At 50.1% G+C, this 26320-nt stretch carries 18 protein-coding genes and 1 tRNA gene; 4 read left to right on the forward strand and 15 right to left on the reverse strand.

Annotated elements, in window-relative coordinates; genetic code table 11:
• Window positions 1–188: 188 nt before the first annotated feature.
• The 6 genes from GCU44_RS21135 to GCU44_RS21160 all read right to left on the reverse strand — a co-directional run bounded on the left by GCU44_RS21135 (window position 189) and on the right by GCU44_RS21160 (window position 8283).
• Window positions 189–1217, reverse strand: coding sequence for a PorP/SprF family type IX secretion system membrane protein (locus GCU44_RS21135; RefSeq protein ID WP_154859393.1), 1029 nt, complete (start codon window positions 1215–1217; stop codon window positions 189–191).
• Entirely contained in the window at window positions 1214–3619 is a 2406-nt protein-coding gene (locus tag GCU44_RS21140) for a PKD domain-containing protein (RefSeq protein WP_154859395.1), read from the reverse strand. Before GCU44_RS21140 ends, GCU44_RS21135 begins: the two co-directional genes overlap by 4 nt.
• Before the next feature lie 154 nt (window positions 3620–3773).
• Window positions 3774–5045, reverse strand: coding sequence for an adenylosuccinate synthase (locus GCU44_RS21145; protein ID WP_154859397.1), 1272 nt, complete (start codon window positions 5043–5045; stop codon window positions 3774–3776).
• A 117-nt stretch (window positions 5046–5162) separates the two neighbouring features.
• The gene (locus tag GCU44_RS21150; RefSeq protein WP_092178618.1) at window positions 5163–5507 is read right to left on the reverse strand and encodes an STAS domain-containing protein; all 345 of its coding nucleotides are present in this window, start codon (window positions 5505–5507) and stop codon (window positions 5163–5165) included.
• 3 nt (window positions 5508–5510) lie between these two features.
• On the reverse strand, window positions 5511–6005 hold the full coding sequence (locus GCU44_RS21155) for a Fur family transcriptional regulator (RefSeq protein WP_092178617.1): 495 nt from the start codon (window positions 6003–6005) through the stop codon (window positions 5511–5513).
• Between the two features lie 58 nt (window positions 6006–6063).
• Window positions 6064–8283 carry a RelA/SpoT family protein gene (locus tag GCU44_RS21160; RefSeq protein WP_092178616.1) on the reverse strand — a complete coding sequence of 740 codons (2220 nt, stop codon included), beginning with the start codon at window positions 8281–8283 and terminating at the stop codon, window positions 6064–6066.
• A 228-nt stretch (window positions 8284–8511) separates the two neighbouring features.
• On the opposite strand from GCU44_RS21160, the gene GCU44_RS21165 reads away from it, so the two are divergent.
• The 4 genes from GCU44_RS21165 to clpX all read left to right on the forward strand — a co-directional run bounded on the left by GCU44_RS21165 (window position 8512) and on the right by clpX (window position 12001).
• Window positions 8512–8593: transfer RNA gene (locus GCU44_RS21165), tRNA-Leu, on the forward strand.
• A 92-nt stretch (window positions 8594–8685) separates the two neighbouring features.
• A complete protein-coding gene (gene tig / locus GCU44_RS21170) occupies window positions 8686–10014 on the forward strand; it encodes a trigger factor (protein WP_154859399.1) in 1329 nt (442 codons plus the stop codon).
• An 81-nt stretch (window positions 10015–10095) separates the two neighbouring features.
• Window positions 10096–10770, forward strand: coding sequence for a ClpP family protease (locus tag GCU44_RS21175; protein WP_092178614.1), 675 nt, complete (start codon window positions 10096–10098; stop codon window positions 10768–10770).
• Window positions 10771–10774: 4 nt separating this feature from the next.
• Window positions 10775–12001, forward strand: a complete 1227-nt coding sequence (gene clpX / locus GCU44_RS21180; protein ID WP_092178613.1) for an ATP-dependent Clp protease ATP-binding subunit ClpX — start codon at window positions 10775–10777, stop codon at window positions 11999–12001.
• Between the two features lie 117 nt (window positions 12002–12118).
• Here clpX and lpxB read toward each other — a convergent pair whose 3' ends face one another.
• The 9 genes from lpxB to GCU44_RS21225 all read right to left on the reverse strand — a co-directional run bounded on the left by lpxB (window position 12119) and on the right by GCU44_RS21225 (window position 26252).
• Window positions 12119–13243 carry a lipid-A-disaccharide synthase gene (gene lpxB, locus GCU44_RS21185; protein WP_154859400.1) on the reverse strand — a complete coding sequence of 375 codons (1125 nt, stop codon included), beginning with the start codon at window positions 13241–13243 and terminating at the stop codon, window positions 12119–12121.
• A 30-nt stretch (window positions 13244–13273) separates the two neighbouring features.
• Window positions 13274–13693: a 6-pyruvoyl trahydropterin synthase family protein gene (locus GCU44_RS21190; protein ID WP_154859402.1), complete on the reverse strand. Its 420-nt coding sequence runs from the start codon at window positions 13691–13693 to the stop codon at window positions 13274–13276.
• 120 nt (window positions 13694–13813) lie between these two features.
• Window positions 13814–17293 carry a S8 family serine peptidase gene (locus GCU44_RS21195; protein WP_241685056.1) on the reverse strand — a complete coding sequence of 1160 codons (3480 nt, stop codon included), beginning with the start codon at window positions 17291–17293 and terminating at the stop codon, window positions 13814–13816.
• 36 nt (window positions 17294–17329) lie between these two features.
• Window positions 17330–18148, reverse strand: coding sequence for a DUF4843 domain-containing protein (locus tag GCU44_RS21200; protein ID WP_154859404.1), 819 nt, complete (start codon window positions 18146–18148; stop codon window positions 17330–17332).
• 3 nt (window positions 18149–18151) lie between these two features.
• Window positions 18152–19561 (reverse strand): RagB/SusD family nutrient uptake outer membrane protein, encoded by a 1410-nt coding sequence (locus tag GCU44_RS21205; protein ID WP_241685057.1) that lies wholly within the window; start codon window positions 19559–19561, stop codon window positions 18152–18154.
• A 38-nt stretch (window positions 19562–19599) separates the two neighbouring features.
• Complete coding sequence (locus GCU44_RS21210) at window positions 19600–22581, reverse strand: SusC/RagA family TonB-linked outer membrane protein (protein ID WP_241685058.1); 2982 nt, start codon at window positions 22579–22581, stop codon at window positions 19600–19602.
• A 154-nt stretch (window positions 22582–22735) separates the two neighbouring features.
• Complete coding sequence (locus GCU44_RS21215) at window positions 22736–24658, reverse strand: OmpA family protein (RefSeq protein WP_154859405.1); 1923 nt, start codon at window positions 24656–24658, stop codon at window positions 22736–22738.
• A 5-nt stretch (window positions 24659–24663) separates the two neighbouring features.
• Entirely contained in the window at window positions 24664–25296 is a 633-nt protein-coding gene (locus GCU44_RS21220; protein WP_154859406.1) for a 7-carboxy-7-deazaguanine synthase QueE, read from the reverse strand.
• 56 nt (window positions 25297–25352) lie between these two features.
• A complete protein-coding gene (locus GCU44_RS21225) occupies window positions 25353–26252 on the reverse strand; it encodes a bifunctional 5,10-methylenetetrahydrofolate dehydrogenase/5,10-methenyltetrahydrofolate cyclohydrolase (RefSeq protein ID WP_154859407.1) in 900 nt (299 codons plus the stop codon).
• Between the last annotated feature and the right edge of the window lie 68 nt (window positions 26253–26320).

Raw genomic sequence — 26320 nt, forward strand, 5'->3', positions numbered from 1 at the left:
TTTAATCTTTTTTCAACGACCTCCGGATGCATTCGCTAACTCATTCCGTTTCCCCCCGTTTGGGATCACAAAGATGAACGCTTTTTTTTGGTAGGCAATAGAGTTAACACGAAAAGATTTGGAAAAAGTTCAATGTAGCTGGAAATCAGCCGGTAAATTTTATAGAAAAATCTACCTGGCACAAACAGCTAATACTTGAAGCCCGGAATAGCCCGGTCGTGCTTTTTCCCCAACTTGTAATTCCGAAAAGTATACCTCACCGATACCTCATGCGCACCCCCGGAATTCCTCCACCCAAGCCTGGAAATGGTGAAATCATAACTGTACCCTACCTGTAGGTCATTCGGCAAAGAAAACCCCATCAGGGCAATCAACGCTTCGTTATTTGGCAACGCATGTTTGGTAGGCAACCCCCTGTACCAAAATCCGAGAATCACCGGTGCGTAAAACAATTCCGCCCCAAGATCCAATTGATCGAACACGCCCTGTCGCCTGTAATTAAACGCCAGGGAAAGGGTTCGTTCCTGCAGGGTGTTGTTTATGACATCGCCTATTGCGTTACTGAACACGTCTAACGTAACTCCCCCATGGACGGAATACCGAATCGGAAGCCTGTTTTCCTCCATTTGCAAAAACGATGTGTAGGGCCGCGTCAAATGGTGGGCCGCAACTCCCAGCCAAAACTTGTCGTCGTAATAGTACAGTCCCGCATTGATATCCTCATGACTTCGCTGACTGACATCCGTTACCCAGTTAACCCCCTCTCCTACCACAATCCCCCGGTCTATATCCAACTGCGTGCCTAGGACAATACTCTCTACGTTCACATTTCTGTTTACAAAGCTGGCCTGAAAACCCGCATGCAAGAACCGCTCTTCACCCAGCCGTACCCGATACGAATAGCTCAGGCCAACATCGATGTTTTGCAATTGAGCGAAAGTATCCCGGGTGCCGTTTGCAATAACGCCGATCCCACTGTTGCGGTGATCAATAAAGTGATCAAAGTAAGCCGAAAACGTATTAAAACTATGGTCCAACCCTGGCCATTGATTCCGGTAATTCATGCCCACCCGCGTCCATTCGGTGCTTCCTGTAAATGCCGGATTCAGGTAAATAGGAGCCGCATAAAATTGCGAAAATTGCATGTCCTGTGCAAACAGCTGCTGGAAGCCCAGCATGATAAACAAAATTACCGATCCTCTAAATGCTTTCCTCATCTGATTAACAGGAATTTACCAGATCGGGATACCTTTTCCCCTCTGGTGGTTTCAAAATCCGCCCGGTAAGCGTAGGTTCCGGGAGGCAATGGCTCACCATTCAGTGTGCCATCCCATCCATCTCCATTCATGTCTGTGGTTTGAAACAAAAATTCTCCCCAGGGGCTAAATACCTTTAGATCCATGGATGCTATACCTTTCATTTTAGGTATAAAAAACCGATCCTCGGATCGGGTCGGTGTGAAACCGGTAGGAAACATCACCCGGTAAGTTCTCCGGATAGTTATCGTCATTTGATACGTGCTCTCACAATCGGGACCTGTCCCGACGGTCAGCGTCACCAAAAAATCCCCCTTCTCCCCAAAAACATGTGCAGGGGAACGCTGATTGCTTACCGTTCCATCCCCGAAATCCCACTCCCAGCTTCTCGGGAGACCCGCCGATTGATCTAAAAACCGAATTCGGTCATCCGCAAGGATTCCATCCGGCGCTTCTTCTTTGAGACCTGTAGCGTTTAATACATAATCAAAGGCAGCTTCTAGCGGCTCGTCAGGCACCACCACCCGGAAGGTAACCGGGTTCGACCAGCAATCGAGTTCCTTGGGTTTTACCCGTAAAAGAAAGACGCCTTCGGTAGCGATACCTGTAATGGAATCGTTTTCAAAAATCTCACCCTGTTCGGATTCCATTTGGTAATCGTAGGCTTCCCCATCGTAATCCACAATGTATTGGCGCATATCGGGGAATACCTCTGGGTTGCAAATAATTACCGTCGGTTCGATTTCCAAATCCGGAAATTCCGGAAAAAAAACCTCCGTGGTGTCGGTTAGCAACCGGCATCCTTGAAAAGAGGTCACCCTTCCGGAATAGCGCCCTGGGTTCGTGACAACGAGTTCGGGACTCGTTTCCCCCGGGAGCGGTGCACCATCCAAAAACCACTCGAAAGCAATCAATGGCTCTACCGAATAAACGCTCAGAATGATCTCTTCGTCCGGACAAGCTTCCAGCCGTTGCAGGGGCAAATCGTTCACCATGAGGGTGATGGGCTCGGGGGCCGTATATACCTCCAAATTGACCAAACTCCCCTCCGATGTTTTGCCGTAATTGTCCGTGACTGTGTAATAGGCCTCAACCTCGCTACCCGTAAAGCCCTCGCTGGGAGTGAACGAAAACTCACCAGCCAGCCCCAGGTACCTGAACGTACCCGCCTGCAGTTCGAGTACGCCTCCTGTATCCCCGCAAGATCCTACCAGGCACGGATCGGAGATCTGGTTCGGAATGTCTTCCTGCGATGCAAAAAACCGAACACAGGCAATGCGGGAATCTTCATTGGGTAAGTTGATATTTTCTTCCGGTAACTCCAGGAAATTCTCCTGGCCCAAACAAACGATTAAATCCTCCACAGGTTCCGTGGTTGGAAAAGTGAGTTGGTCTTCATCCGCTACCTCCACCAACAAATTCCGTATTTCGTGGATGTTTGTCTGCCCTCCCGTGGACGCGGCAAATCCAATTTTCAGGGTCTCGGGAGCGGGAAAGGCATACCGCACATTTTCCAGCAGGCTGATCTGTCTCGGGTTACCCCGAACTGTCGTGAATATCATTTCCACGTCCAGCATAAACCCAAGTCCAGACTCATGCGGTGCCAATTTTACCAAAACCTTTCGGTACCCTGGGGCATCCGAATCCGTAACACGCCGGGTGCCAATACCTCCCGAACTGATGGGGAAGCGCTGATCGGCAGGCAAACCATTTTGTCCACCTTCATTGGTCTTAACACCTGCAATAAACGGATACCCGGTACTGCCCTGTCCCGGCCCACGCACCACGATGCTGTTGGGGTGCAGGAGGTTCTCCTGCCCCGGAAACCCTCCCGATTTTCCGCTTGAGGTATTTCCAAAATTCCCGAAACTATCAAAACCGATCCCCATATAGGCACGGGACAGACCCGTTGTCCCCTGCCGGGGAGCATACCCAAGGGAACCTCCAAACCCACCGGGAGAGAATCCATTCGTTGACCCATCGAATAAAAAAACCGACAGACCATCCGCTCCGTCTCCGCCGTAACTAAAATATTCAAAAGACGCTTTTACGCCAAACCTGGAGGAAAAAGGAACGTCGATGTACACGTACCCATTTTGGTCCATGACCGCTTCGGTAAGGCGCAATACCCCGTCAAAAAGTTTTGCGGTACCCCCCAGTACGGTTTGCTGTCGCTCTATTTCTCCCTGAAAGGACTCGCAATACGGAAAACCCTGCTGCCCAAAAACAGGAACGCAGCGAAGGGCAATACTGAGCAGGAGTACAAATGCATTTATCTTGAACATGCTTAAATCCGGATAGGATAGGATCACAGAAAGGATCTTTGGCTCGTTATACCTACCCCTTCTATGCTGATAAGCCATCCGGACAGCAAAAGGTTTTACGCTTCCTTCCGTTAACCCATCCAAAACCAGGGTAAATCAAGATCCGGTATTAAGATAGGCAAATAAAAAACAAATCAAAAAAGGCTTCTTTTATTCGGTAAAAAGAAGCCTTTTTTGATTGAATTCGCGCGAATTATTTGAGAATCGTTTTTTTCCGGTCCGGCCCCACCGACACCATGGTAATGGGTACTTCCAGTTCGCCTTCCAGATAGTCCACATAATTTCTTAATGCTTCGGGAAAATCAGCGTAGGTAGTCACCTCCTGCAAGGAGCAATTCCATCCCTTCAGCCGATGGTATACCGGCTTCGCATCCTGATCCGATCCGGTAAGTATGAGTCGATCGGTATGGGTCCCATCAGGGAGTTCGTAGCCGGTACAGACCTTTATTTCCTCAAAACCATTCAGTACATCCGCTTTCATCATGAAGAGCTGGGTGACCCCATTGATCATGATGGAATACTTCAATGCAGGTAGGTCAAGCCAGCCACAGCGCCGGGCCCTGCCTGTTGTGGAGCCAAATTCATTGCCTTCCCTTCTCATTTTCTCCCCGTCTGCATCAAACAACTCCGTCGGGAAGGGTCCGCTACCCACACGGGTACAATAGGCTTTAAAAATTCCAAACACCTCTCCAATGGACGTAGGGGGAACGCCCAATCCCGTACAGGCACCAGCCGTCATGGTACTGCTACTGGTAACGAAGGGATAACTCCCAAAATCTATGTCCAGGAGGGCTCCTTGTGCTCCTTCTGCCAGTACTCTTTTTCCGGATTTCAGCGCAGCATTTACCTCAAACTCGGTTTCCACCAGTTGCAGCGACTTGAAAAACTCCACGGCTTCAAAGAAATCGGCCTCGAGGGCAGGAAGATTTTTCAGGCTAAATTGGTAATAGTCCAGAATGGACTGGTGCCGTTGCACCAATTCGGTGTATTTTTCCTTAAAATCGGGAGAAAGCATGTCGCCTACCCGCAGTGCCATCCTGCCGATTTTGTCCTGATAGGTAGGCCCAATCCCTTTGAGGGTTGACCCGATTTTTTTGTCTCCTTTGGATTTTTCGTACGCAGCATCAAGCAGTTTGTGGGTAGGCAAAATGATCGTAGCCTTCTTTGAAATGGCAAGATTCTTCTTAAAGTCAATGTTGAATTTCTTCAGGGCTTCAATTTCTTTTCTCAAGACCACCGGGTCCAATACCACGCCGTTTCCGATAATATTGTGGATATTTTGCCTGAAAATTCCGCTGGGTATTTGATGCAACACATGTTTGATACCATCAAACTCCAACGTGTGTCCCGCATTCGGACCTCCCTGAAACCGGGCCACGATTTCATAATCCGGTGCCAGGTAATCCACTACTTTTCCCTTGCCTTCGTCACCCCATTGGAGACCTAAAAGAACGTCCATTTTCATTATCGTTATAAAATAAGTATCTAAGTCTTGTATCAAAATTTGCCGTGAAGATTGCCAGTATTGTAAAATTTTACAACTTCCGGGTGCATTTTATTCGGAATAAAAAAACGCTCAGACCTAACTGGATTGACTCAATGCTTCTTCCAAAGAGTCGTAAACGGTAAAAATATTATTGAGCTTGGTGATGATTAACAGCTTTTTGACATGTTCGGAAGGAGAGGTAAGGTACACCTCTCCGTCTGCATTTCGCACCTTTGTAAGAATCGTTATCAATACGCCAATGCCACTGGAGCTAATGTACCGAACCGCGCTGAGGTCCACGATACAGCTCCTGATCCCCTCTTCTAACCCGTCCGAAACGATGCCAACCAACTGCGGACCCGACTCGTCACCTATCAAATCTCCTTTAATTTTTACTACCAATGTTTTGCCCTGCACCCGGGACTCAAATTCTGCTTTCATGGATTAGCGTTTAGTAGTGGTTTTTTCGGGTTGTTTTCCTTTTTTGAATTCGCAATTTTCATCCGTACAATTTCCATATAATAATAGGGAGTGATGGATGATGTTAAAATGAAGGACTTCTCCTACGGTATTTTGAATGTTTTGAATGCGGGGATCACAAAATTCCTTCACTTGGTGGCACTCCGTACAGATGAGGTGATCGTGCTGCTTGTACCCATACGATTTTTCGTATTGTGCCAGGTTTTTACCAAACTGGTGTTTGGTTACCAGATCGCATTCTACCAATAAGTCCAGGGTGTTATAGACGGTGGCACGACTGACCCGGTAATTCTTATTTTTCATACTGATATACAAGCCTTCCACGTCAAAGTGGCCTCCACGGCTATATATTTCCTCCAGAATGGCGTACCGCTCCGGTGTTTTTCTCAGTTTCTTGTTTTCCAGGTAGGCAGTAAAGATTTTTTTTACCTTTTCGTAAGGACTTTCAGTTGAAGCCATACATCGCTTTTTTTTACAAATATACAGTTCTTATTTGAAAAAGGCTGCTTTCCCTGCGCTAATCAAAGCGGGAGACCTTCAGCACACCCTGTACACGGGAAAGGTTGTCGATGAGTTTTTCCAAATGATTTGTACTATGGACGTACAACTTGATGCTGCCTTCGAAAATCCCACTGTCCGAGTCCACCGTGATGGAGCGCATGTTGACCTTCAACTCGTTCGAAATGACTTTGGTAAGGTCGCTAATCAATCCCACGCGATCGGTTCCAACGATCTTTAACCCCGCCAAAAAGGCGATCTGCTGTTGGCTGGTCCATCGGGCTTTAATCACCCGATTTCCGTGATTGGACAATAGCTCCAGGGCATTCGGACAAGCCGTACGGTGAATCTTAATCCCTTCATTCACCGTCACAAATCCAAAGACATCGTCTCCCGGGATCGGGTTACAGCATTTAGCCAAAATATAATCCACCACGTCCATGTCCTCCCCAATCAACAGCTGGTCGTGGTCGGGACCCTTTAGATTTTTAATCTCCTTGGTAAAGGATTTTTCGTCCGTCACGTGAAGCAGCGGACTCTTTCTGGATTTCTTCTTTTGCTTAAAATCCCGAAAACTCTTGATCGCTGTCGGGTCAATGATCCCCCTGCCAACTTTGTAATAAAACTCAGAGGTGGTCTTGGTCTCGAAAAATGCCCGGAGCTGTTCCACTATTTCCGAAGAAAAATCGATTTTCATCTGCTTGAGCTTTCGTTGGACGATTTCTTTTCCGTCCATCATGTAGCCTTTTTTCTCTTCCTTCAGCGCGTCTTTGATCTTTGCCCGTGCCCGGGAGGTCACCACCGACTTCAACCAATCTTCTGTAGGCTTTTGTTTATTAGAGGTAAGAATTTCTACCTGATCGCCATTCTTCAGTTTGTGTCCGATAGATACCAGCTTTTGGTTGACCTTGGCGCCGATGCATTTGGCACCGACTTCCGAGTGGATTTCGAAAGCAAAATCAAGCGCGGTTGCTCCAAAGGGAAGCACCTTCAGATCCCCTTTCGGAGTAAACACAAATACTTCGTCCTGAAATAAATTGCCACGGAAATCATCCATAAATTCGATGGCCGAGCCGTCGTTGTTTTCCAGCAAGGTCCGAACCTGGGTAATCCATTCGTCAAGGCTGCCCGCAGCCTTTTCCGGTGCATTCTCCTTTTCCTTGTATTTCCAATGCGCCGCATAGCCCCGCTCAGCTATGTCATCCATGCGTTGGGTTCGAATCTGCACTTCCACCCACTGCCCGGTCTGACTCATCACCGTGGTGTGCAGGGACTCGTACCCGTTGGCTCTCGGCGTACTTATCCAATCCCGCAGCCGGTCCGGATTGGGCCGGTAAAAATCGGTGACCGTGGAGTAAACCTGCCAGCAGTCAGCTTTTTCGTTTTCGTAGGGCGTGTCGATGATGATCCGAATGGCGAACAAATCAAACACCTCCTCAAAGGGGATGTTTTGGGACTTCATTTTATTGTAGATGGAATAAACCGACTTCGGTCGCCCCTTGATCACAAAGGTAAACCCCTGCTCCTGCAATTCCTTTTCTATCGGAGCGATAAAGGTCTTGATAAATTTGTTTCTGGACAGGCGAGAGTCCTTTACTTTCTTGATGATGAATTCGTAGGCCTCTTTATCCATGAACTTTAGGTGCAGATCCTCCAATTCGGATTTAATGGAATACAAACCCAATCGGTGGGCCAGGGGCGCGTACAAAAACTTCGTTTCAGAGGCGATTTTGAGCTGCTTGTGCCGGGGCATGGATTCCAGGGTCCGCATGTTGTTTAGCCGGTCGGCCAACTTTATCAAAATTACGCGAACATCATCCGATAAGGTGATGAGCATCTTTCGGAAATTTTCCGCCTGCTGGGAGGTGCCGTAATCAAAAACTCCGGCTATCTTGGTCAAGCCATCGATGATTTGCGCCACCTTTACCCCAAATTCCCGCTCGATATCGTCCAACTCAAGATCGGTGTCCTCGACCACATCGTGAAGCAAAGCAGAGATGATGCTGGTCGTTCCAAGACCAATCTCTTCCACACAAATCAACGCGACTTCCAAGGGATGGTAAATATAGGGCTCTCCCGACTTCCTCCGCATCTCCTTGTGCGCCTCGTTTGCTACATTAAATGCTTTTTTTATCAATTTGGCATCGCCAGATTTTAACAAAGGCTTCGCAACCCGCAGTAATTTGCGGTACCGTTTGAGAATTTCCTTCCGTTCCTCTTCTACATCAACTTTGATCATGTGATACAAGTTATAAAATTAATCCGGTCCAGAGAATCAAAACTTAAAGTAATATTTTAATTTTTTTAGATCAACTTATTGAAACTTTAAAATTGATGATTACCTTTGCATCCACATTTAAAACGACGGGTACACCGGTAAACGGCAGGATACCGGAACTATCGGGGCGCAAACGCTTCTGCTTATTACACACGGTAATAAACGTACAAAGAAAAGTCACCTTTACATGCGGATGTGGCGAAATTGGTAGACGCACTAGACTTAGGATCTAGCGCCGCGAGGCATGGGGGTTCGAGTCCCTCCATCCGCACAACCTTGAAAATCCCTCGATCTTGATACGCTGCCTTTTGGTACATCAGGATGGAGGGTTTTTGTTATTGGTAAACATTAAACAAATATCCCTTGGAAATTACATTAGACAAACATGCAGCCAATGAAGCTTCGGTCAAAATAAAATTGGAAGAGGCGGATTATCAACCAAAAGTTGATGCCAAGATAAAAGACTATGCCAAAAAGGCGACCATCAAAGGGTTTCGGCCCGGTAAGGCTCCGTTTGGTATGGTAAAAAACCTCTACGGCACCTCTGTTTTGGTGGAAGAGATCAATGCAATTTTGTCCAAGTCCCTCAACGACTACCTAAAGGAGCAGGAATTTGAAATCCTTGGAGATCCCCTGCCAAAAGAGGACGAAACCGAATCCATCGACTGGAAAAAGCAAAAGGAATTCGAGTTTGCTTATAAAATTGGCTTTGTAGAAACAATCTCGGTTAACCTGGACCAAAAACTCGAAGCCAAAAATTATACGATCACACTTTCGGATAAGGAAGTCAACGAAGCCCTGGATAATATCAAAAAACAGTACGGTAAAATGACCAATCCGGAGGAAAGCGCCGAAAGCGATTTCTTGTACGGCGATCTTAAAGCAGAGGACGGCAGTTTCGAAGAAACGCTTTCCCTCCCGCTAAAGGAGATGGACGGACGTTCTGTTAAAAAATTTATCGGTGTAAAAAAAGGGGATATCATCAGCTTTGACCCATCCAAGGCCATCAAAGGGGACCTGGCGGAGGTCCTGAACATCGGAAAGGAAGAAGCGGAAAAACTACAGGGGGATTTTACCTTTACCGTACAAAACATCAACCGAACCGAAGAGGCAGCCCTGGACCAGGAACTGTTTGACAAGGTGTTTGGCCCCGGTCAGGTCGATTCCGAGGAAGCTTTTCTGGAGAAGATTAAGACCATCCTCACGGAAAACTACCAAAAAGAAGTCAAAGTCTTCAACGAGGAGCAACTGAAAGAAAGCTTGATAAAAGCCCATCCACTGGACCTTCCCGAATCATTTTTGAAGGAATGGTTGGTACGTGCCAATGAAGGCAAATTCAGCGAAGAAGAGGTGGAAAAAGAATTTCCCGCGTACGCCAAACAACTGACCTGGTCCCTGCTATCCAATCAAATCGCCAAGGTAAACGAGATCAAAGCAGAACACGAGGACGTGATCGAAAAAACAAAGGACATGATCCGAGAGCAACTGGCCTCCTCCGGTATGGGTTCTCAATTGGAGGAAAACATGGACATGTTTTTAGAAAATTACCTTCAGGGAAATGAGGGAAAAAATTACATGCAGATGCTCACCGCCGTTCAAAATGAAAAGGTACTTGATTTCGTTCGGGAAAAGGCGAAAATCAAAGAAGAGAAAATCGGCGTCGAAAAGTTTAAAGAACTTCTCGAAAACTAATTACAGAAATTATTTGTTCATAAAAAGTCCTTTTGTAAGGGCTTTTTTTATTTTTGTATCCGTTCAATAAAAAAGGTAACGATGAATAAAGAAGAATTTAGAAAATTTGCCGTCAAAGGCCAGGGAATTAGTGGAAATACCTTTGACCAATATACCCATTCCGTAGAAAATATGACCCGGGCGGTGATCGAAGAGCGGCCCACAAACTTTCGGGAAATCGATGTTTTCTCCCGATTGATAATGGACCGAATCATATTTTTGGGGACTGGAGTAGACGAGCACATCGCCAATATCATTACAGCGCAGCTTCTGTTTTTGGAATCGGTCGATTCCAAGAAAGACATATTGCTCTACATCAACAGTCCGGGTGGATCGGTCTATGCGGGCCTAGGGATCTACGATACCATGCAGTACATCAACCCCGAAGTAGGTACCATCTGTACCGGATTGGCCGCCTCCATGGGCGCCGTATTGTTGGCCGGAGGTGCCGCAGGCAAGCGTGCCGCCCTGCCTCATTCCCGGATCATGATCCACCAGCCATCCGGCGGGATGCAGGGGCAATCCAAAGATATGGAAATCACCGTAAAACAAATCCTCGAGCTGAGAAACGAACTGTACGAAATCCTGGCCCAGCACAGTGGTAAAAGTATCGAACAGATTGAAAAAGACTCGGACCGGGATTACTGGATGCGGGCTTCCGCCGCCAAAGAGTACGGTTTGATAGACGAAGTATTGACGCGAAAAGAAAAAGAATAACTGAATGGCTCAAGTAACGTGTTCCTTTTGCGGCAGAAATAAAAAAGACGTAGACCTGATGGTCTCCGGTATTTCTGCCCATATCTGTAATTATTGTATCGAACAGGCATTCCAGATTTTGGGAGAAGAGGATAAAACCAAAAAACAGTCCAAAAAACCCAAATTCAATTTAAAGAAGCCAAAAGAACTGACCGCTTACCTGGACGAATACGTCATCGGTCAGCAAGAGGCAAAAAAAGTGCTGACCGTTGCCGTGTACAACCATTACAAACGATTGGGACAAAAAGAGGATAAGGAGGACGAAGTAAAAATCGAAAAATCCAACATCATCATGGTGGGCGATACCGGTACCGGAAAAACCTACCTGGCAAAAACGCTGGCAAAAACACTGGAAGTGCCTTTCTGTATTGCCGACGCCACCGTACTTACCGAAGCTGGTTACGTGGGCGAAGACGTGGAAAGCATCCTTACCCGTTTGCTTCAAGCGGCCGATTACAATGTGGAAGCCGCTGAGAGAGGCATTGTTTACATTGACGAACTCGATAAAATTGCCAGAAAATCAGACAACCCTTCCATAACCCGTGATGTCAGCGGAGAAGGCGTGCAGCAAGCCATGTTGAAATTACTGGAAGGCACCGTGGTAAACGTACCCCCCCAAGGTGGGCGAAAGCATCCGGACCAAAAAATGATTTCGGTCAACACCGAAAACATTTTATTTATCTGTGGCGGTGCGTTTGATGGGATCGGAAGGCATATCGCCGGCAGGTTAAATACCCAGCCGCTCGGCTTTAGCAAAAAGACCGGTGCTGAGGCAATCGACCGTAACAACCTGTTGCAGTACGTGACCGCGCAGGACCTAAAAGCGTATGGCTTAATCCCGGAACTGATTGGTCGACTTCCCGTCATTACGCACCTGGACCCGCTGGACAAAGCAACCCTTAAGCGAATTTTAACAGAACCGAAAAATGCGTTAACCAAGCAGTACATCAAGTTGCTGGCCATGGAAAACGTAACCCTCACCTTTGAGGAATCGGGGATCGATTTTATTGTGGAGAAAGCCGTGGAATTCAATTTGGGAGCTCGGGGCCTTCGGTCCATTTGCGAGGCCATCATCACGGATGCCATGTACGAATTGCCTTCCGAAGAAGGAGAGCAAACCCTGGTCATCGACCTGGAGTACGCCAGTTCCCAATTTGAAAAATCAAAATTCAAGAAGCTTCAGGTCGCCTGATACCTTGGTAGTCTACTGACTTTCATAAAGCCTCCCGCCTACTCGGGGGGCTTTTTTGTTGCGGAAAAAAATGGATCAGAAAATCTTGCGATAGGAGTGCCTATCGGTAGGCAACTATTATTTGCTTGATGCCCCTAACCCAGACAGGGAACGATAAATCAATCCGGCTGTCTCCCGGGATGCCGCTTTGGTACCGATCTTCTCCAACATCGCTTTATACCCCTGCAATTGGGCCTGCCGTTTGGGGCCGTCGGGAAGCAACACCTCCAATTCCCTCTTTACGGTTCCTGGCGAATAATCCCTTTGAATGAGCTCCTCTACCAATCCAGCCCCGGCAATCAGATTAACCAGGGAAATAAATGGCACCCGAATCAATCGTTTGGCAATGGCGTAGGAGATGCCGCTGGTCTTGTATACGACCACTTGAGGTACCCGAAACAAAGCCGTTTCCAAGGTCGCCGTTCCGGAGGTCACCACCGCTGCGCGGGCGTGGTATAGGATATCGTAGGTTTGGTCAAAAATCACCTTTATTCCGGCGGCAGTTGCCTTATCGTACACGTCGGCGGGCAGATTCTTTACTCCAGCCACTACCCATTCTACTTCGTCAAATTCGGATTTTAGGGCAATCATGGTTTGCAGCATCTGGTGGATCTCCTGTTTCCTGCTTCCCGGAAGCAGTGCGACCAGTCTTTCGGCGCGGATTTGGTGCCTCTGCAAAAAATCGGGGTCGGGCTGGAATTTCTTCTTTTCGTCCAAAAGTGGGTTCCCTACGTAGGCCACCTCCCAATCAAATTTTTTGAAAAATTCGGGCTCAAATGGCAAAATGCAATACAGGTGATCGACGTACTTTTTTAGCTTCAACGCCCGGTTTTGGTTCCAGGCCCAGACCTTAGGAGCAATGTAATAGTGAACAGGTATCCCCTGCTCGCTGGCAAACGCCGCCATCTTCATATTAAATCCACCAAAATCAACCAGTATCAAGGCATCCGGCCGGTGTTCCAGCAAGTCTGCCTTAATTTTATTCAGGTACTTCACTACCCGCCGGAAATGCAGCACCACCTCCACAAAGCCCATCAGGGCCATTTCCCGGTAATGGGCCGTCAGCAGGCAGCCCGCCGATTCCATATAATCCCCACCCATGCCCCGGAATTCGGCATCCGAATCTACTTGTTTCAACGCATGAATCAAATTGGACGCATGCAGGTCTCCGGAACGTTCGCCGGCGATAATATAGTAGTTCAACGGACTGGGATTTATTGGTTCCAATAGGGCTTATTCCCCATAATATTCGACAAAATTACGCGGCGTTTCGTACAGGGTAAGCCTGTACAAACCTCCTTCTTTGACCAGTTCATCCACCAATGGCTGCAATATTTTCCAAAATTCCATGACCAGGTTTTCGCAACTGGCCATCTTTCCAGCCATAAAAGGCACGTCCATGTTCAGGTTTTTATGATCAACCTTGTCAATTACCTCCCGGCGTATCAGCGTACTCAACTGCTTTAAATCCACCACAAAGCCGGTATCTGCATCGGGCCTACCCTTGATGGTAACGATCAATTCAAAATTATGCCCGTGCCAGTTTTCATTGGCGCAGGGGCCAAAAACAGCCTTATTTTTCTCTTCGGACCATTTTGGATTCCATAATTTATGGGCTGCGTTAAAATGTTCCTTCCGACAAACGTGTACCATTGTTTCTATTCGATTTCGGCCACAAAGGTACATAAAAAAGACACAAAAACATTCCAATAACCCGTGCGAAACCTTCGAATCACAGGTCGGCAAGGCAGACACTCCCGTTGCCAGTTGCCCTCACTCCTTCAGCACTTTGAAGGTATGCACTTCCTTTCCTGCCCGAACCTGTACCAGGTACAGACCAGCCGGGTAGGCAAAATCCATCAGGTACTCCATTCCATGGGCCGTTTTGGCAAATTCATCGCGGAACCGCTCCCTACCAGTTGCATCAAAAAGTGACACCGCCACCTCTCCTCTAAAATCATTGTGCATGAACAGAGACAACCGCTCCCCTACCGGATTGGGGCCCAATGCATAGCCGGCCCTTCCGGAAAAGGTATCGTCCCCCGTACTGGAAACTACCACCAGATCCGAAATCCGGTTGCACTGATCGTCTATAACGGTCACCTGATAGGCCCCGCCATCCTCCACCAGTAGGGACCGCTCGATAGCACCTGGGATCTTGACGCCATTGTTGTACCATTGGTACGAAGCCGCAGGCACCCGCGAGGTAAGCTGCGCCCCATTGGCAACGATTTCCGGTTTACGCAGGGAATTGGGATTGATGGTAATGCTTCGTTCGAAGGTGGTCTCCCCACCCGGACCGGCGATTTCCAACCGCACCAAATAGGTTCTGGCGTTTGAAAAAATAAAGGTAGGCTGCGCCTCACTGGAGGTGCCAAATCCGGCAAAGTTCCAGCGATAGCGATTGATACTACCTTCCGAGAGGTTGATAAATTCGGTCACCCCTCCCGCACAGTTAAACTCCACGTCAAAATTGGCAAAAAGCACGTTTTCGCAGCGAATATTGCTCCAGTTGGCCGCATTGATTACAGAGGACTGTGGATTCAGGTTGATTACAGCCTCGCCCTGCAGGTCCACGTTTTCTACACTTAGCCCGTCAAAGCAGTATTTTCTGTAGGGATTGTGAATCAAGGTCGCTTTGCCGGAGGAGCGAATCATGGATTGGGCATTTGGACCGCCCGAGTGACTGATCGTCTCCACGACCGTCAACGATTGCCCACTTGACAAAACCAACTGGGCACCGCTATTCAATGCCAGCACCTCCACCTGGATGTTGTCCTGTAGTATACGAGTCTCCCCGTCCAATTCTAGGGTTTCTATCAATCCGGTGGCTTGTAGCTCCAGTACTCCCCCACTATTTTTCAGGTGTGCCAAGCGGGTGGCGGCGAGGTCTTCAAACACGCCGTTTTCTCCGGTAAATACCAAATTCAACTCCGCTTCGATACTGGCGCCCGGGAGACTGCGGAAATCAACCTCAAATGCTAACGTCTCCAGATTGCCCCGAAGCGCCGCATTGGCTCCCAGGGCAAAGGAACGCACCGACAGGCTGTCCATTGCAAAATCGACGGTTGCCGCTTCTATATCCAAACGGGTTGGAGGGGGCATGGACAGAATGCGCCACTGTCCCTGCTCAAAAAACAAGTCGATATCGGTGAAGGTCAACTGCCCAAAATCCAGGATATTCTCGTTTTGGTCTGCACCTTCAAACCGGATTTGCCCATTCTGCAACTCAGTCAGGTTATTACTCGAACGGAATCCGTTGCGTACCCGTAGCTCATTTTGATCCAGATCAAGCACCCAACCGCTATCGCCAAAAATATTTAGGCTGAAAACGTCCGTCTCCCTGCCCAGGGCAATTCTTCCTCCCTCGATGGGGCGATCGATGACCACACGTGTACCGGCGTCCGGGATCCGGTTAGCGGCTACCCCATCGCTACTCAGGGACCAATTACGGGGATTGTCCCAGTTACCATCGCTGCCAATCCAATACAAAGTACTGGACTGTCCTCCGGACACGCCGGCAGAAAACACCAAACTGAAGGGCTGAATTCCATTGGTAAGGGTTCCTTTATGGCTTACCCGGAGGGTGTAGCGCTGCGGTGCAGGGTTGGTAACCTCAATCTGCTCCACATTGTCTCGGAAGTTATCGGTATCATTGGAAGCGATCGCGCTGGACCCATCCCGGGGATCGAGCGTCCAGGGAAAATAGGTAGTCCCATCTTCGCCAATAATTCGTAAATCCAGGTCATTGACCAACATCAAATTAGCTGGGTTTAGGCTGGGTGAGGGGGGCGACCCCGCAGGATCGGTCCAGGCAATGGTTGCTTTGATGGGTTCTATTCCATTGGAAATAAACTCAAATTCGTATACCTCGCCCTGCCGCAGGTCCCGCTCGCGGATAACAGTAGAACTACCGTCTTCATCGATTATCATCCGGGCTGCGGCTGCGGCGTCGAGCAGTCCCCAGCCGAACATATAATCCGGACCAGGGTTCATGCCGGCTTCTTTTGTGGTTTGTATAGCCAGCGCCTTCAACGTGGAAGAAAGCATGTACCGCCCCGCATTTCGGTCTCCATAAAGCTCTTGCAACAAAAGCAAGGAACCCGAAACATTGGGCGAAGCCATGGAGGTGCCGCTCAAACTGGCATAACTGTCACCATTATTAGCGTCCAAAATGGCCGAGCTAAACACGTTGACTCCTTTTCCTACCAGATCGGGTTTGATCCGGCCATCGTCCACCGGGCCCCAGCTGGAAAACGAACTCATGATAACATCTCTGGGGTCGGTGTATTCCCCCAACAAGTTGACTGCACCAACCGTGAGGCTGTTCTTGGCTACCCCTTCCGGACCAATCGAATCATCGGGACCGTCCGAGTCGCGGGAACCATCCCCAACATCCGATCGGTCGTTTCCCGCCGCCCAAACGATCGTGTAATAGGGCTTTGAAAACGATAGTTCATCGATTTGTCTGGATTTGTTGGAGTAGAAACCGAAGCGATAGTCCTCGTTTGGACTGACGCCCTCGTTACCTGACCAGGCCCAATTGTTGTTGCTATCCCGGAACCAGCCCGTCAGGAATCCATAGGAATGGTTGGACACCAGGTGCCCTTGCGGATTGAGTTGGGGGTCATAGCTATTTTGGGTCATTTTAGAAATGTCTGCATCCCAGTTAAAGGCCCATCCCGTTGCCTGATTGGCCATCCCTCGCGCGTTTCGATTGTTTCCGGCTGCAAGAATGGTCCCGGTAACGTGGGTGGCGTGGTTACTGATTTCCTCGGTAGACCCGTCAATTTGGGTGACCCGATTGCCAAATTCGTTGTGGGAAGCTTTTGGACGGGTCTGGTCATAGATGCCAATCACCATGTCCGCTCCTGCAAGGCTAAGCCCCAGACTTCCGCCCTCCTGCAAGGCATTGGTACCCGTAGCCGCTGCAGCGGCCAGGTTGTGCGTGGTATAATAGACCGGATGATTACTTTCGTCCAGGTATTGAAAAACCGCCATTCGCTGATCGGCAAGCCGTAAGCGAACCGGAATACCCAACTGCTCGGCAAGGGCAATCTTCTCCGCAGGGCCCAAGCTGTACTGCTTCACATTTTGCTGCAACCTCTGAAATACCTCGGTGCGGACTTTCTGTAAACCTCCCTGGGTATCTCCCGTATTCTGGGCGACAACCAACCCTCCCGCGAACAGGAAAGCGATCAAAATGAGCGTTTTTTTCATCTGATTTTCTACAAACGTTTCTGATGATTTCATCAGGCTACTGTTCTCTTCTTCATTGCTAGCAGCCGGCTATTCCACCACCCGGGTCAGGGTCGTGACGCCGCTCTCCTCGGATTCCTCCGTTCTCCAACTTATCCGAATGGTGCCGTCTTCGTTTACCCTTCCCGTACCATTGAAGGTGTCTCCACCAAAGACCAGATCGGGTTGATCGGTGATGGTGATCTCTCCACATAGCTCGGTAAACACAGCCGGATTGTCTTCCGCCCCGAAGGTTTGGGAATACACCCCGCCGGTGATGTCCGAAATTCGGTAAGTAAACGGCTCCAACTCGGTAATCGTCACTTCGTAATTGACGGTTCCTCCCGTACCCACCGTAACGGTACTGTATGTGCCTGCCAGGTCGGATGGGCAGGAAAGCCGAATCTCAATGGTCAATTGGTTGTAGTTGGTGCTGATTTTCGTTTCTCCGGCATCCAGAATCCGAAGGACCAGGTTAGGCGTCTCTTCGTTCGCCAGATTACCGGTCAGAATTTCAAGCGGCACGTCTACAAAACTGCTATTGGCAGGAATGGTCACCTCCGGGTTGCTCAGGCGGTAATGTACGCCCTCCACGGCCGTGGACGTGGGATCGACTCCCAGCAATAGATTAACCGGCTGATCCACCTGCGCGCCGACCAGATTCACCCGCACGACCTCCTGATCCACTTGGGTATCGTTTAGTTTGGTCATGATTTTCCGGATGGTATTGTTGGGGCGGGAGGCATCTTCAAATTCTACTTCCATACCTTCCCAGACAATCGTAAACCCGGATTCATCCATACAGGAAGAAATCCAGGAAACCATTCCTAAGAGTAACACGTATCCGACGATTCGTTGTAAGGTAGCCATAGCTTAATATCCCGGGTTTTGCTCAAGGTTTTCATTCAATTGAATCTGGGACAAGGGTAGGTTTGCCAGAATCCTGTAATCGGTATAGGGAACTTCGAGAAAATCTGCATGTTTGCTTATATCCCGACCGTTTCTTTTCAAGTCGAAAAAACGATGGCCTTCCAGGGCAAATTCCAGCCTTCGCTCCAGCAGGATGCGGTTGAGCAGGGCTTCTCCGGACAGTAAGTTATCGATCGCTCCCAGTCCGCGTTTGGATCGGAGGGCATTGATGTCTTCCCGAGCTCCTTGTGGGTTGTTTTGGTACCTGGCCTCCGCACGGATCAGGTACAACTCGGCCGCCCGGATGATTGGAAGGTTTTCCAAAAAATCTCCTTTGTAGCCGGTCCATTTTCTACTGGCGTATACCGGGCCCTCGATGCCGTCCCGGGTGGTTTCCCTCCAGCATTCGCGGCGCACGTCTCCCGTTTCGTAGGCGGCCATCAATTCATTGGAGGCGCCGATGATAAACTGAGCGGCTGGTTCGTTGTCGGAGACCAGGGAATTCAGGCTGTTGTTTACGCCGTCCACGCTGCTCCAGTCCACCTGCCGCAGTTCCAGTTCAAACAGGGATTCCGGATGAGGCGCCCGGGAAAAACCCTGCACGTACTGCCCGGCTTCCAGCAATCCATCCCCGTTGGTTCGCAAACCGAGGAGATTCATGGCCGAAGTCGCTGCTGCCTCTGCGTCCTCCATTCGCCCCCAATAAAGGTAAAGACGAGCCAGCAGGGTGAGGGCTGCTCCGGTATTGGCATAGTACACGCCATCGGAGCCGATCGGAACGGCTCCCACCAGCGGGATGGCAGCCAATAAATCCCGCTCGATCTGCTCGTACACTTCTTCTACCGTGGACCGGGTCCGGAAATCGGCATCCGAAGCCACCAGGGTGGGCTGCAGTCGAAGGATCGGCCCCAAATCGAAGCCATTCACTTCCCTCCCGGGCTCGTAGCCGTAGACCCGGCACAAATCAAAGTAAAACAAGGCCCGCATAAAGTAAGCGTCCCCCTTGATAAAGGATTTCTCTTGTTCTTCTCCAGACACCGACTCGTCGTCGATGGTTTCGATGATCAGGTTGGCGTCATTAATGCCGCCATACACCACGCCATTCCAAATGGCAATGTGGTCCCGATCCCCGTTTGCTTCTTCGCCTTGGTATCGGCCAGAATTGGCCACCAGGCGCAAGTTATCCGCTAAAATCTCCGGGGCAATCATCATGGTTTGGCCGTAATAGCTGAAGCTAGTGGCCCGGTTATACATGGAATTGGCCACCGATTGATAGCCGGACACGTCGTTGAAAGCCACTTCCGGGGTCAGGCTCTGCCTGGGGGTGGTATTCAGATCGGTGCAAGCCAACAGGGGAAGTGCTGCCAACCCCATCGAAAAGCATGTTTTTATCATCTTCTTCATCATTCCTGTCAAAAGGTAAGGTTGATTCCTGCGGTAATTTGCCGGGCTGTGGGGTAGGTTCCGTAGGTATCTCCGATGGAATTCACCTCCGGGTCCAGGCCGTTGTATTTGGTCAGGGTCCAAAGATTAAGCCCCTGGACAAATACGTTCATTTCGTCTATCCGGGCCTTCGAAAGCAGGTTTTTTGGGAGGTTGTAATTAAGCGTGACCTGCTTTAGCCGTATATAACTACCGTCAGAAATTTGTTTGGTGGAAAACTGCTGGTAGCCCGAGTGTCCGGGAACCCGCCCCCCTTCGTAGGGCTTCGGCACGTTGGTGATTTGCCCGGGCACGCGCCAGAAAAACGACTGGTCCACCGTTTGATTGTCCTGCCCGATGGATCCGGCCTGCGCCAGGTTATACAGGTCCTGGTTGAATGCCAGGTTTCCGTATTGGTACTGAAAAAACACTTCCAGGCTTACCGGACCATAGGCGAAGGTGTTGGATAGCCCGCCGAAATTCCAGGGCAAGGCACTGCCAATGTATTTCAGGTCGTCGTCTGAGACCAAATAGGTGTATTCCCCGTTCTCATCAAAATACATGGGTGCTCCATTGGCCGGATTCACCCCTGCATACTCGTAGGCGTAGTAAAAATCGATGGGCTTTCCGACGATCAAGTCATTCCCCAGCCGGTCCAGCCCCTCGTAGAGTTCCAATAGTTCGTTGGAAAAAATGGAGGTATTGAAAGCCGTGCTCCAGCGGAACTTCCCCCAGACCACGTTGGTCGTTTGCAAATCAAAGTCGATCCCCTGATTGCGTACTTTTCCTGTATTCCGCGTGATGGAGCCAAAGCCGGAATCGATGGGAAGCTGCGTCTCAAACAACAAACTTTGCGAATCTTTCCGCCACACGTCCACCGTTGCGATGATGCGTCCGTTAAACAAGGTGGCGTCCACCCCGATATTGGTAGACACCGATTCCTCCCAGGTCAGCCGGTCGTTTCCTAACTGCACAAAGCGCAAGGCTCCCCCCCCCAGGTACTGCCCGGCCGAACCCACCAGCGTGCGGGATTCAAAATTACCGATGTTGGAATTTCCTGTGATCCCGTAGGAGGCCCGGAGCCGAAGGTTATCCACCCAGCGGGCATTTTCCATAAACCGCTCCGAAGACAGGCGCCATCCGGCCGACACGGCACCAAAATTACCCCAACGGGTATTGGTTCCAAAGCGGGACGATCCATCGCGGCGGACCGTCAGGTCAAAGGTGTATCGGTCGTCGTAGTCGTATTTGGCCTGTCCGAAGAATCCGGACCGTGCGTACTCGGTGTAAAAACCGCCCACCTGAAACGGCTGTGCCGCATTCTGCAGGTACCGCAACACGGGATTGGGAAAGCCCCGACCCGTTGCGGAGGTATTTTCCTGGGTTTCCATCTTGTATTCGTAGCCCAGTATGCCTGAAACGGTATGCAGATCGGAAAAGGTTTTGTTTACGTTGAAATTGGCATTGGCATTGGAATTGACGATCCGCCGGTCCACGAAGGTAGAAGATCCACCGTAACTGGCAAAAGCCGGAATGGTCGAAGGACGGTTATTCTCGTCCCGGTTATCGGAAAAATCAAGGCCTCCGAAAGCAGTAAAGCCCAGCCAGGGAAGAATCTTGTACGTCATCTGCAGATTGGATACCGACTGGTAGCTGGTTCCCGTCCGAAGCTCCTGCCGGACTCCTTGCACGATGTTGTACCCAAAAAGATGTTCGGAAGGATATTCCGCAAACGTCCCGTCTTCGTTATAGATCGGCACATTGGGACGGGAAACGTACCCGGCCACAAAGGGACTATTCACGAAGTTTCCCCGATCAATGGTTCCATTGGTGATTTGCCTGGAAAGGGAAAGATTGACATTGATGTTGAATTTTTCGTTTACATTATGGGACAGGTTCATCCGCCCGGTGGTTCGGGAATAATCGGACATGATGATTTGCCCCTCGTGGTAGGTATGGGATCCGGAAATAAAAAATTGCGTGCGGTCGTCTCCACCTGACAGGGACAGATCGTACACACGCAGCCGGCCCTCCCGGAAAAGTGCGTTCACCCAATCGGTGTTCTGAATATCGGTGTCACTGGGACTTCCGAAAATCGATTCGGCATCCCGGGGATTGAGTCCGGCGTTGATATAGGCCTGCCGCTTGATAGAAGCCAGTTGGTTGGCATTCATCACATCGTAAAAGCCTAGCGGCTGCACCAGGCCCTCCTGTGCAGAGATCCGCACTTTTGTTTTTCCTTGTTTTCCGCGCTTGGTGGTGATCAGCACCACGCCGTTTGCTGCCTGTGCCCCGTAGATGGAAGCGGCTGCCGCATCCTTAAAGACCTCAATGGATTCGATATCGTTGGGATTGATGGAGGCAAGGGCATTTTGAGGACCCTGTCCGGAAAGACCTCCCGATGCTATTTGCACCCCATCCACGATATACAGCGGTTGCGTGCCGGCGTTGATCGAGCCCACCCCGCGAATCTGTACGTTCAGTGTTCCACCCGGCTGCCCCGAACCGGCCGTGACCTGCACCCCGGCTACCCTTCCCTGCATGGCCCGATCAAAGGACTGCATGGGAAGATCCTGAAAAATCTCTCCTTTGACTGAAGCAATGGCGCCGGTCACTTCCCGGCGTGTCTGATCCCCATAGGCAGTCACCACTACCTCATCAAGGGAGGTCACATCGGGGCTCAGCGCCACATCGACCTGACTGCGGTTTCCGATCGTCACCGTCTGGGCTTGCAGTCCGATAAACCGGAAAACCAGGGCGTTTTCTCCTTCGAAGACCTCAATTTGATACCTGCCATCGATATCGGTGACCGTACCGGTGTCGGTACCCCGGACCATTACGGTGACTCCGGGAATCGGCAAACCCGCTTCTGCGTCCGTCACGGTGCCGGTCACCGTCCGGCTACTTTGGGCCTGAACCCGGAAAACAAGAGAAAGGAAAATTAATACTAGTGGTAACGCTTTCTTCATCATACATATTGAGGTGAACAGTCAACCAATTTACTACAAATTCCATGGATATTCCAAAGCATGTAGTAAAGATAAGACGTTGATGGGGCGGATTTACTGACATATAAACGTGTAAAAAGCCAATCGGTTTATGAAAATCCGTTATTTCTGGACCACCTTACCGAATGATCACCTCAATTCTCCGGTTAAATGCCCTGTTTTCTTCGGTCTCATTGGGCACAAGGGGGGCCGAAGACCCCATCCCACGGGTGGCTATGCGGGATTCCTCGATTCCGGATTCCAGCAGAAACTCCTTCACCTCCACCGCGCGTTGGGTACTCAAGGTGAGGTTGTAGGCATCGCTGCCGACGTTGTCGGTATGACCCGCGATGGTAATGGAAACCGCAGGATGCGTTTCTAAAAAGGCAACGAGGCGCTTCAAGGAGCTGATCGACGCTGGCTTTAGCTGGGTATCGTCAAAATCAAAAAATACGTTTTCAAACACAAACCGATTGCCTGAGGAAATGGGTTCCAATTGGATCTCCAGGTTCTTTTGGTTTTTCAGGTTATCCCGGTCCACGTTGTAAATGCGGGGCATGTACCCTTGCTTTTCTACGTACAGGCCAGAGAAAGACTTGTCTGGATAAATCATCGTAAAGGTACCCGCTTCGCCTTCCGATCGAAACGTATACAGCGTACTGTCGTTTTCCAAATTGACTAGCGAAAGCACTGCCTCCACCGGTTCCCCGGTTTGCTCGTTGAGCACCCTTCCTTCGGTCACAACCAGGTTTTCCCCCAGATCGATTTCTTCGGGGAAGTCAAACCGGTACAAAAACGAACTGTCCGCCTTGCCTTGATGGTAGCTGTTTTCGGTGTAATAGGCATAATCCTTCTGTGCCGTGATGAACAGCGCCAACTGATCTTTTTGGTCGTTGATGGGGTACCCCAGGTTTTCTGGCGGACCAAATCCCCTGCTGCTGTAGCGGCTGATAAACAGGTCCTTCTTTCCAAAACCCTTGTGCCCGTCCGACGCGAAAAAAAGCACGGTATTGTTAAAAAATACAAACGGTGACACTTCGTCCCCTGCTGTATTGACGGGCTGTCCGAGGTTTTCCGCGGGGGACCACTGCCCCGTACCGTCCCTTTTCGAAAACCAGATATCGTTGCCTCCCTGCCCCTCGGGTCTATTGGAAGAAAAAAACAGCATACCCCCATCGGCCGACAGGGAAGGCTGGGAGTCCCAAAAGCGTGAATTGACATTCCTTCCCATATTTCGGGGTTTTTGCCAGGTACCATTGACCCGCTCGGTGAGGTACAAGTCGCAACTTCCAAACGAATCCGGTGTATCGCAGGAAGTGAAAATCAGCAACCTGCCATCGGCAGAAATAGTACAGGTACCCTCGTTGTACCGGGTATTGATGGACAGGGATATGGGTTCCGGCTCCGTCCAATCCCCCTGATCCCGGTTGGAAAAGAAAATATCTTCGTGGTCACGTGCGGACATTCCATCCCGCTTGGTGAAGAAAATCCGTTTACCATCTGCTGTCAAAACGGGGAAATATTGCAATTGAAACCGATTAAGTGGGGCGGGTAATTTTTCCTTGTTCAAGGACAACGGATTCCGTATGCCTTCTTCGATCATGCGAAACTGCTGCATTTTTTCCCGATAGGCCTCCGAATCGGTAAATTCTTCGGTGAGATACGGCTCACTCTGCTCCACCGCCTGTAGGGCTTCTTCAAAATGCCCCATTTCCACCAATACCTGGCCCTTCAGCCAGGCCAGCCTGCCTCTGAATAGGTCGCTATCCTTGATCGCCAGTCGGTTTTCGGCCAGGCCCACCACGTCCAGCGCCTCCCCTGACCTGCCGGTACTCAGCAGGGTCTGGGCGTGCCGAATATAGGCCTCGTAAAAATCCTTGCTTCGCTGGTACGCATCCTGGAATTTACCCGCGGCCTCGCCAAATTGCTTTCTGCTGAGAAAAGATTCGCCTTCTTCGTAATACCCAATGGCCCGTTTGTCAATGATGGAATACGTCTGCCCCCGTACCTGTAGGCAGGCGGTAAACGTGAGCAGGAAAAACAGCAGGACCTGGCGCATCATCGAATCTAAGGGATTTCCATGTATTTATGGGTTTGAAGGGAAATGCGCCAGCGGGGGTTTTCTTTGACAAAATCCACGATCTGGGGCATCATTTGTTCGGCTTTCGACCACTCCGGCTGTAGCAACAACTTACAGGAAGGGGCCACCTTTCGGGCCTCGCTTCGTGCAAAATCAAAATCACTTTTGTTATAGACGATCACTTTCAGCTCGTTTGCGATGGTGTAGATTTCGGGAACCGGAGACTTAAATTTCTTGGGTGAAAGGCAAATCCAGTCCAGGTCACCGGAATACGGATGAGCTCCCGAGGTTTCCAGGTTGGTGGTAAACCCTTTTTCCTTTAATCCCCGGGTCAGGGGTCCCAGGGCGTACATCAATGGCTCACCCCCGGTAATCACCGCCAGCCTTGCCGGATAGGCATCGGCCTCCGCGACGATTTGATCGATTTCCACCAGCGGCCATTTGCCGGCTTCCCAGGAATCTTTTACGTCGCACCATACACAGCCCACGTCACAACCGCCGAGCCGGATAAAATACGCCGGCTGACCGGAATACGTCCCCTCTCCCTGTATGGTATAAAAGGCTTCCATCAATGGCAATGCCTGTCCTTCCCGGACCCTACTAGCTGCTTCTACGTTCATAATTTTTGATTGAGCGGGTAATTGAACCGCTGATTGAACAAAAGAGAAAATCCCCGTCAGCCGTACACCTTGCCCTGCGCGGCCAGAAGGGTATTGGACAACAAGGAGGCGATGGTCATGGGCCCCACCCCACCGGGAACCGGCGTGATGGCGGAGGCCTTGGGCGCCACTTCTTCGAAATTCACGTCCCCTACCAAACGGAACCCGCTCTTCCTCGATGCATCCGGAATCCGATGAATCCCCACATCGATCACCACCGCACCTTCCTTCACCATGTCCCCGGTCACAAAACCCGCTTTGCCAATGGCGACAATCAGAATGTCTGCCGACTGCGCGATCTCGCGTAGGTTTTGGGTCCGGCTATGGGTCAGAGTCACGGTACAATTGCCCGGATAGCCATTCCTGCCCATCAGTATGCTCATGGGAGACCCGACAATATGACTTCTACCGATCACCACGCAATGCTTGCCGGAGGTTTCGATCTCGTACCGCTTGATCAACTCCACGATCCCGTTCGGAGTGGCCGAAATATACGCCGGCCAGCCCAGGGTCATTCTGCCCACATTGGCTGGCGTGAAGCCGTCTACGTCTTTTTCCGGACGGATTTTGGCCGTGACCTTTTCAACGGAAATGTGTTTTGGCAGGGGCAACTGCACGATGAGTCCATCGATCTCCGGGTCTTCGTTGATCTTTTCTACCGCTGCCAGCAGCGCTTCTTCCGACACGCTCTCCTCCATGCGGACCAAGGTCGATTCGAAACCGACCTGCTCGCAGGCCTTTACCTTGGCTCCCACATAGGTCTGACTGGCCCCGTCATTGCCTACCAAAATGGCGGCCAGGTGCGGGGCCCGCATCCCCTTTTTTTTCATTTCCGCTACCTCAACGGATAGTTCGTCTTTTATTGTGGCGGAAATTGCTTTTCCGTCGATTTTTAGAAATCCTTCTTTTTTTTCCATTTGTGCTCATTTTGTGCGACCGCTGCCGGGTATTGCAACGCTTCTCGCCGGGCAAGCTATCGCACTAT

It is taken from the genome of Cyclobacterium xiamenense (genome assembly GCF_009467825.1).
Classification (GTDB): Bacteria; Bacteroidota; Bacteroidia; order Cytophagales; family Cyclobacteriaceae; genus Cyclobacterium; species Cyclobacterium xiamenense.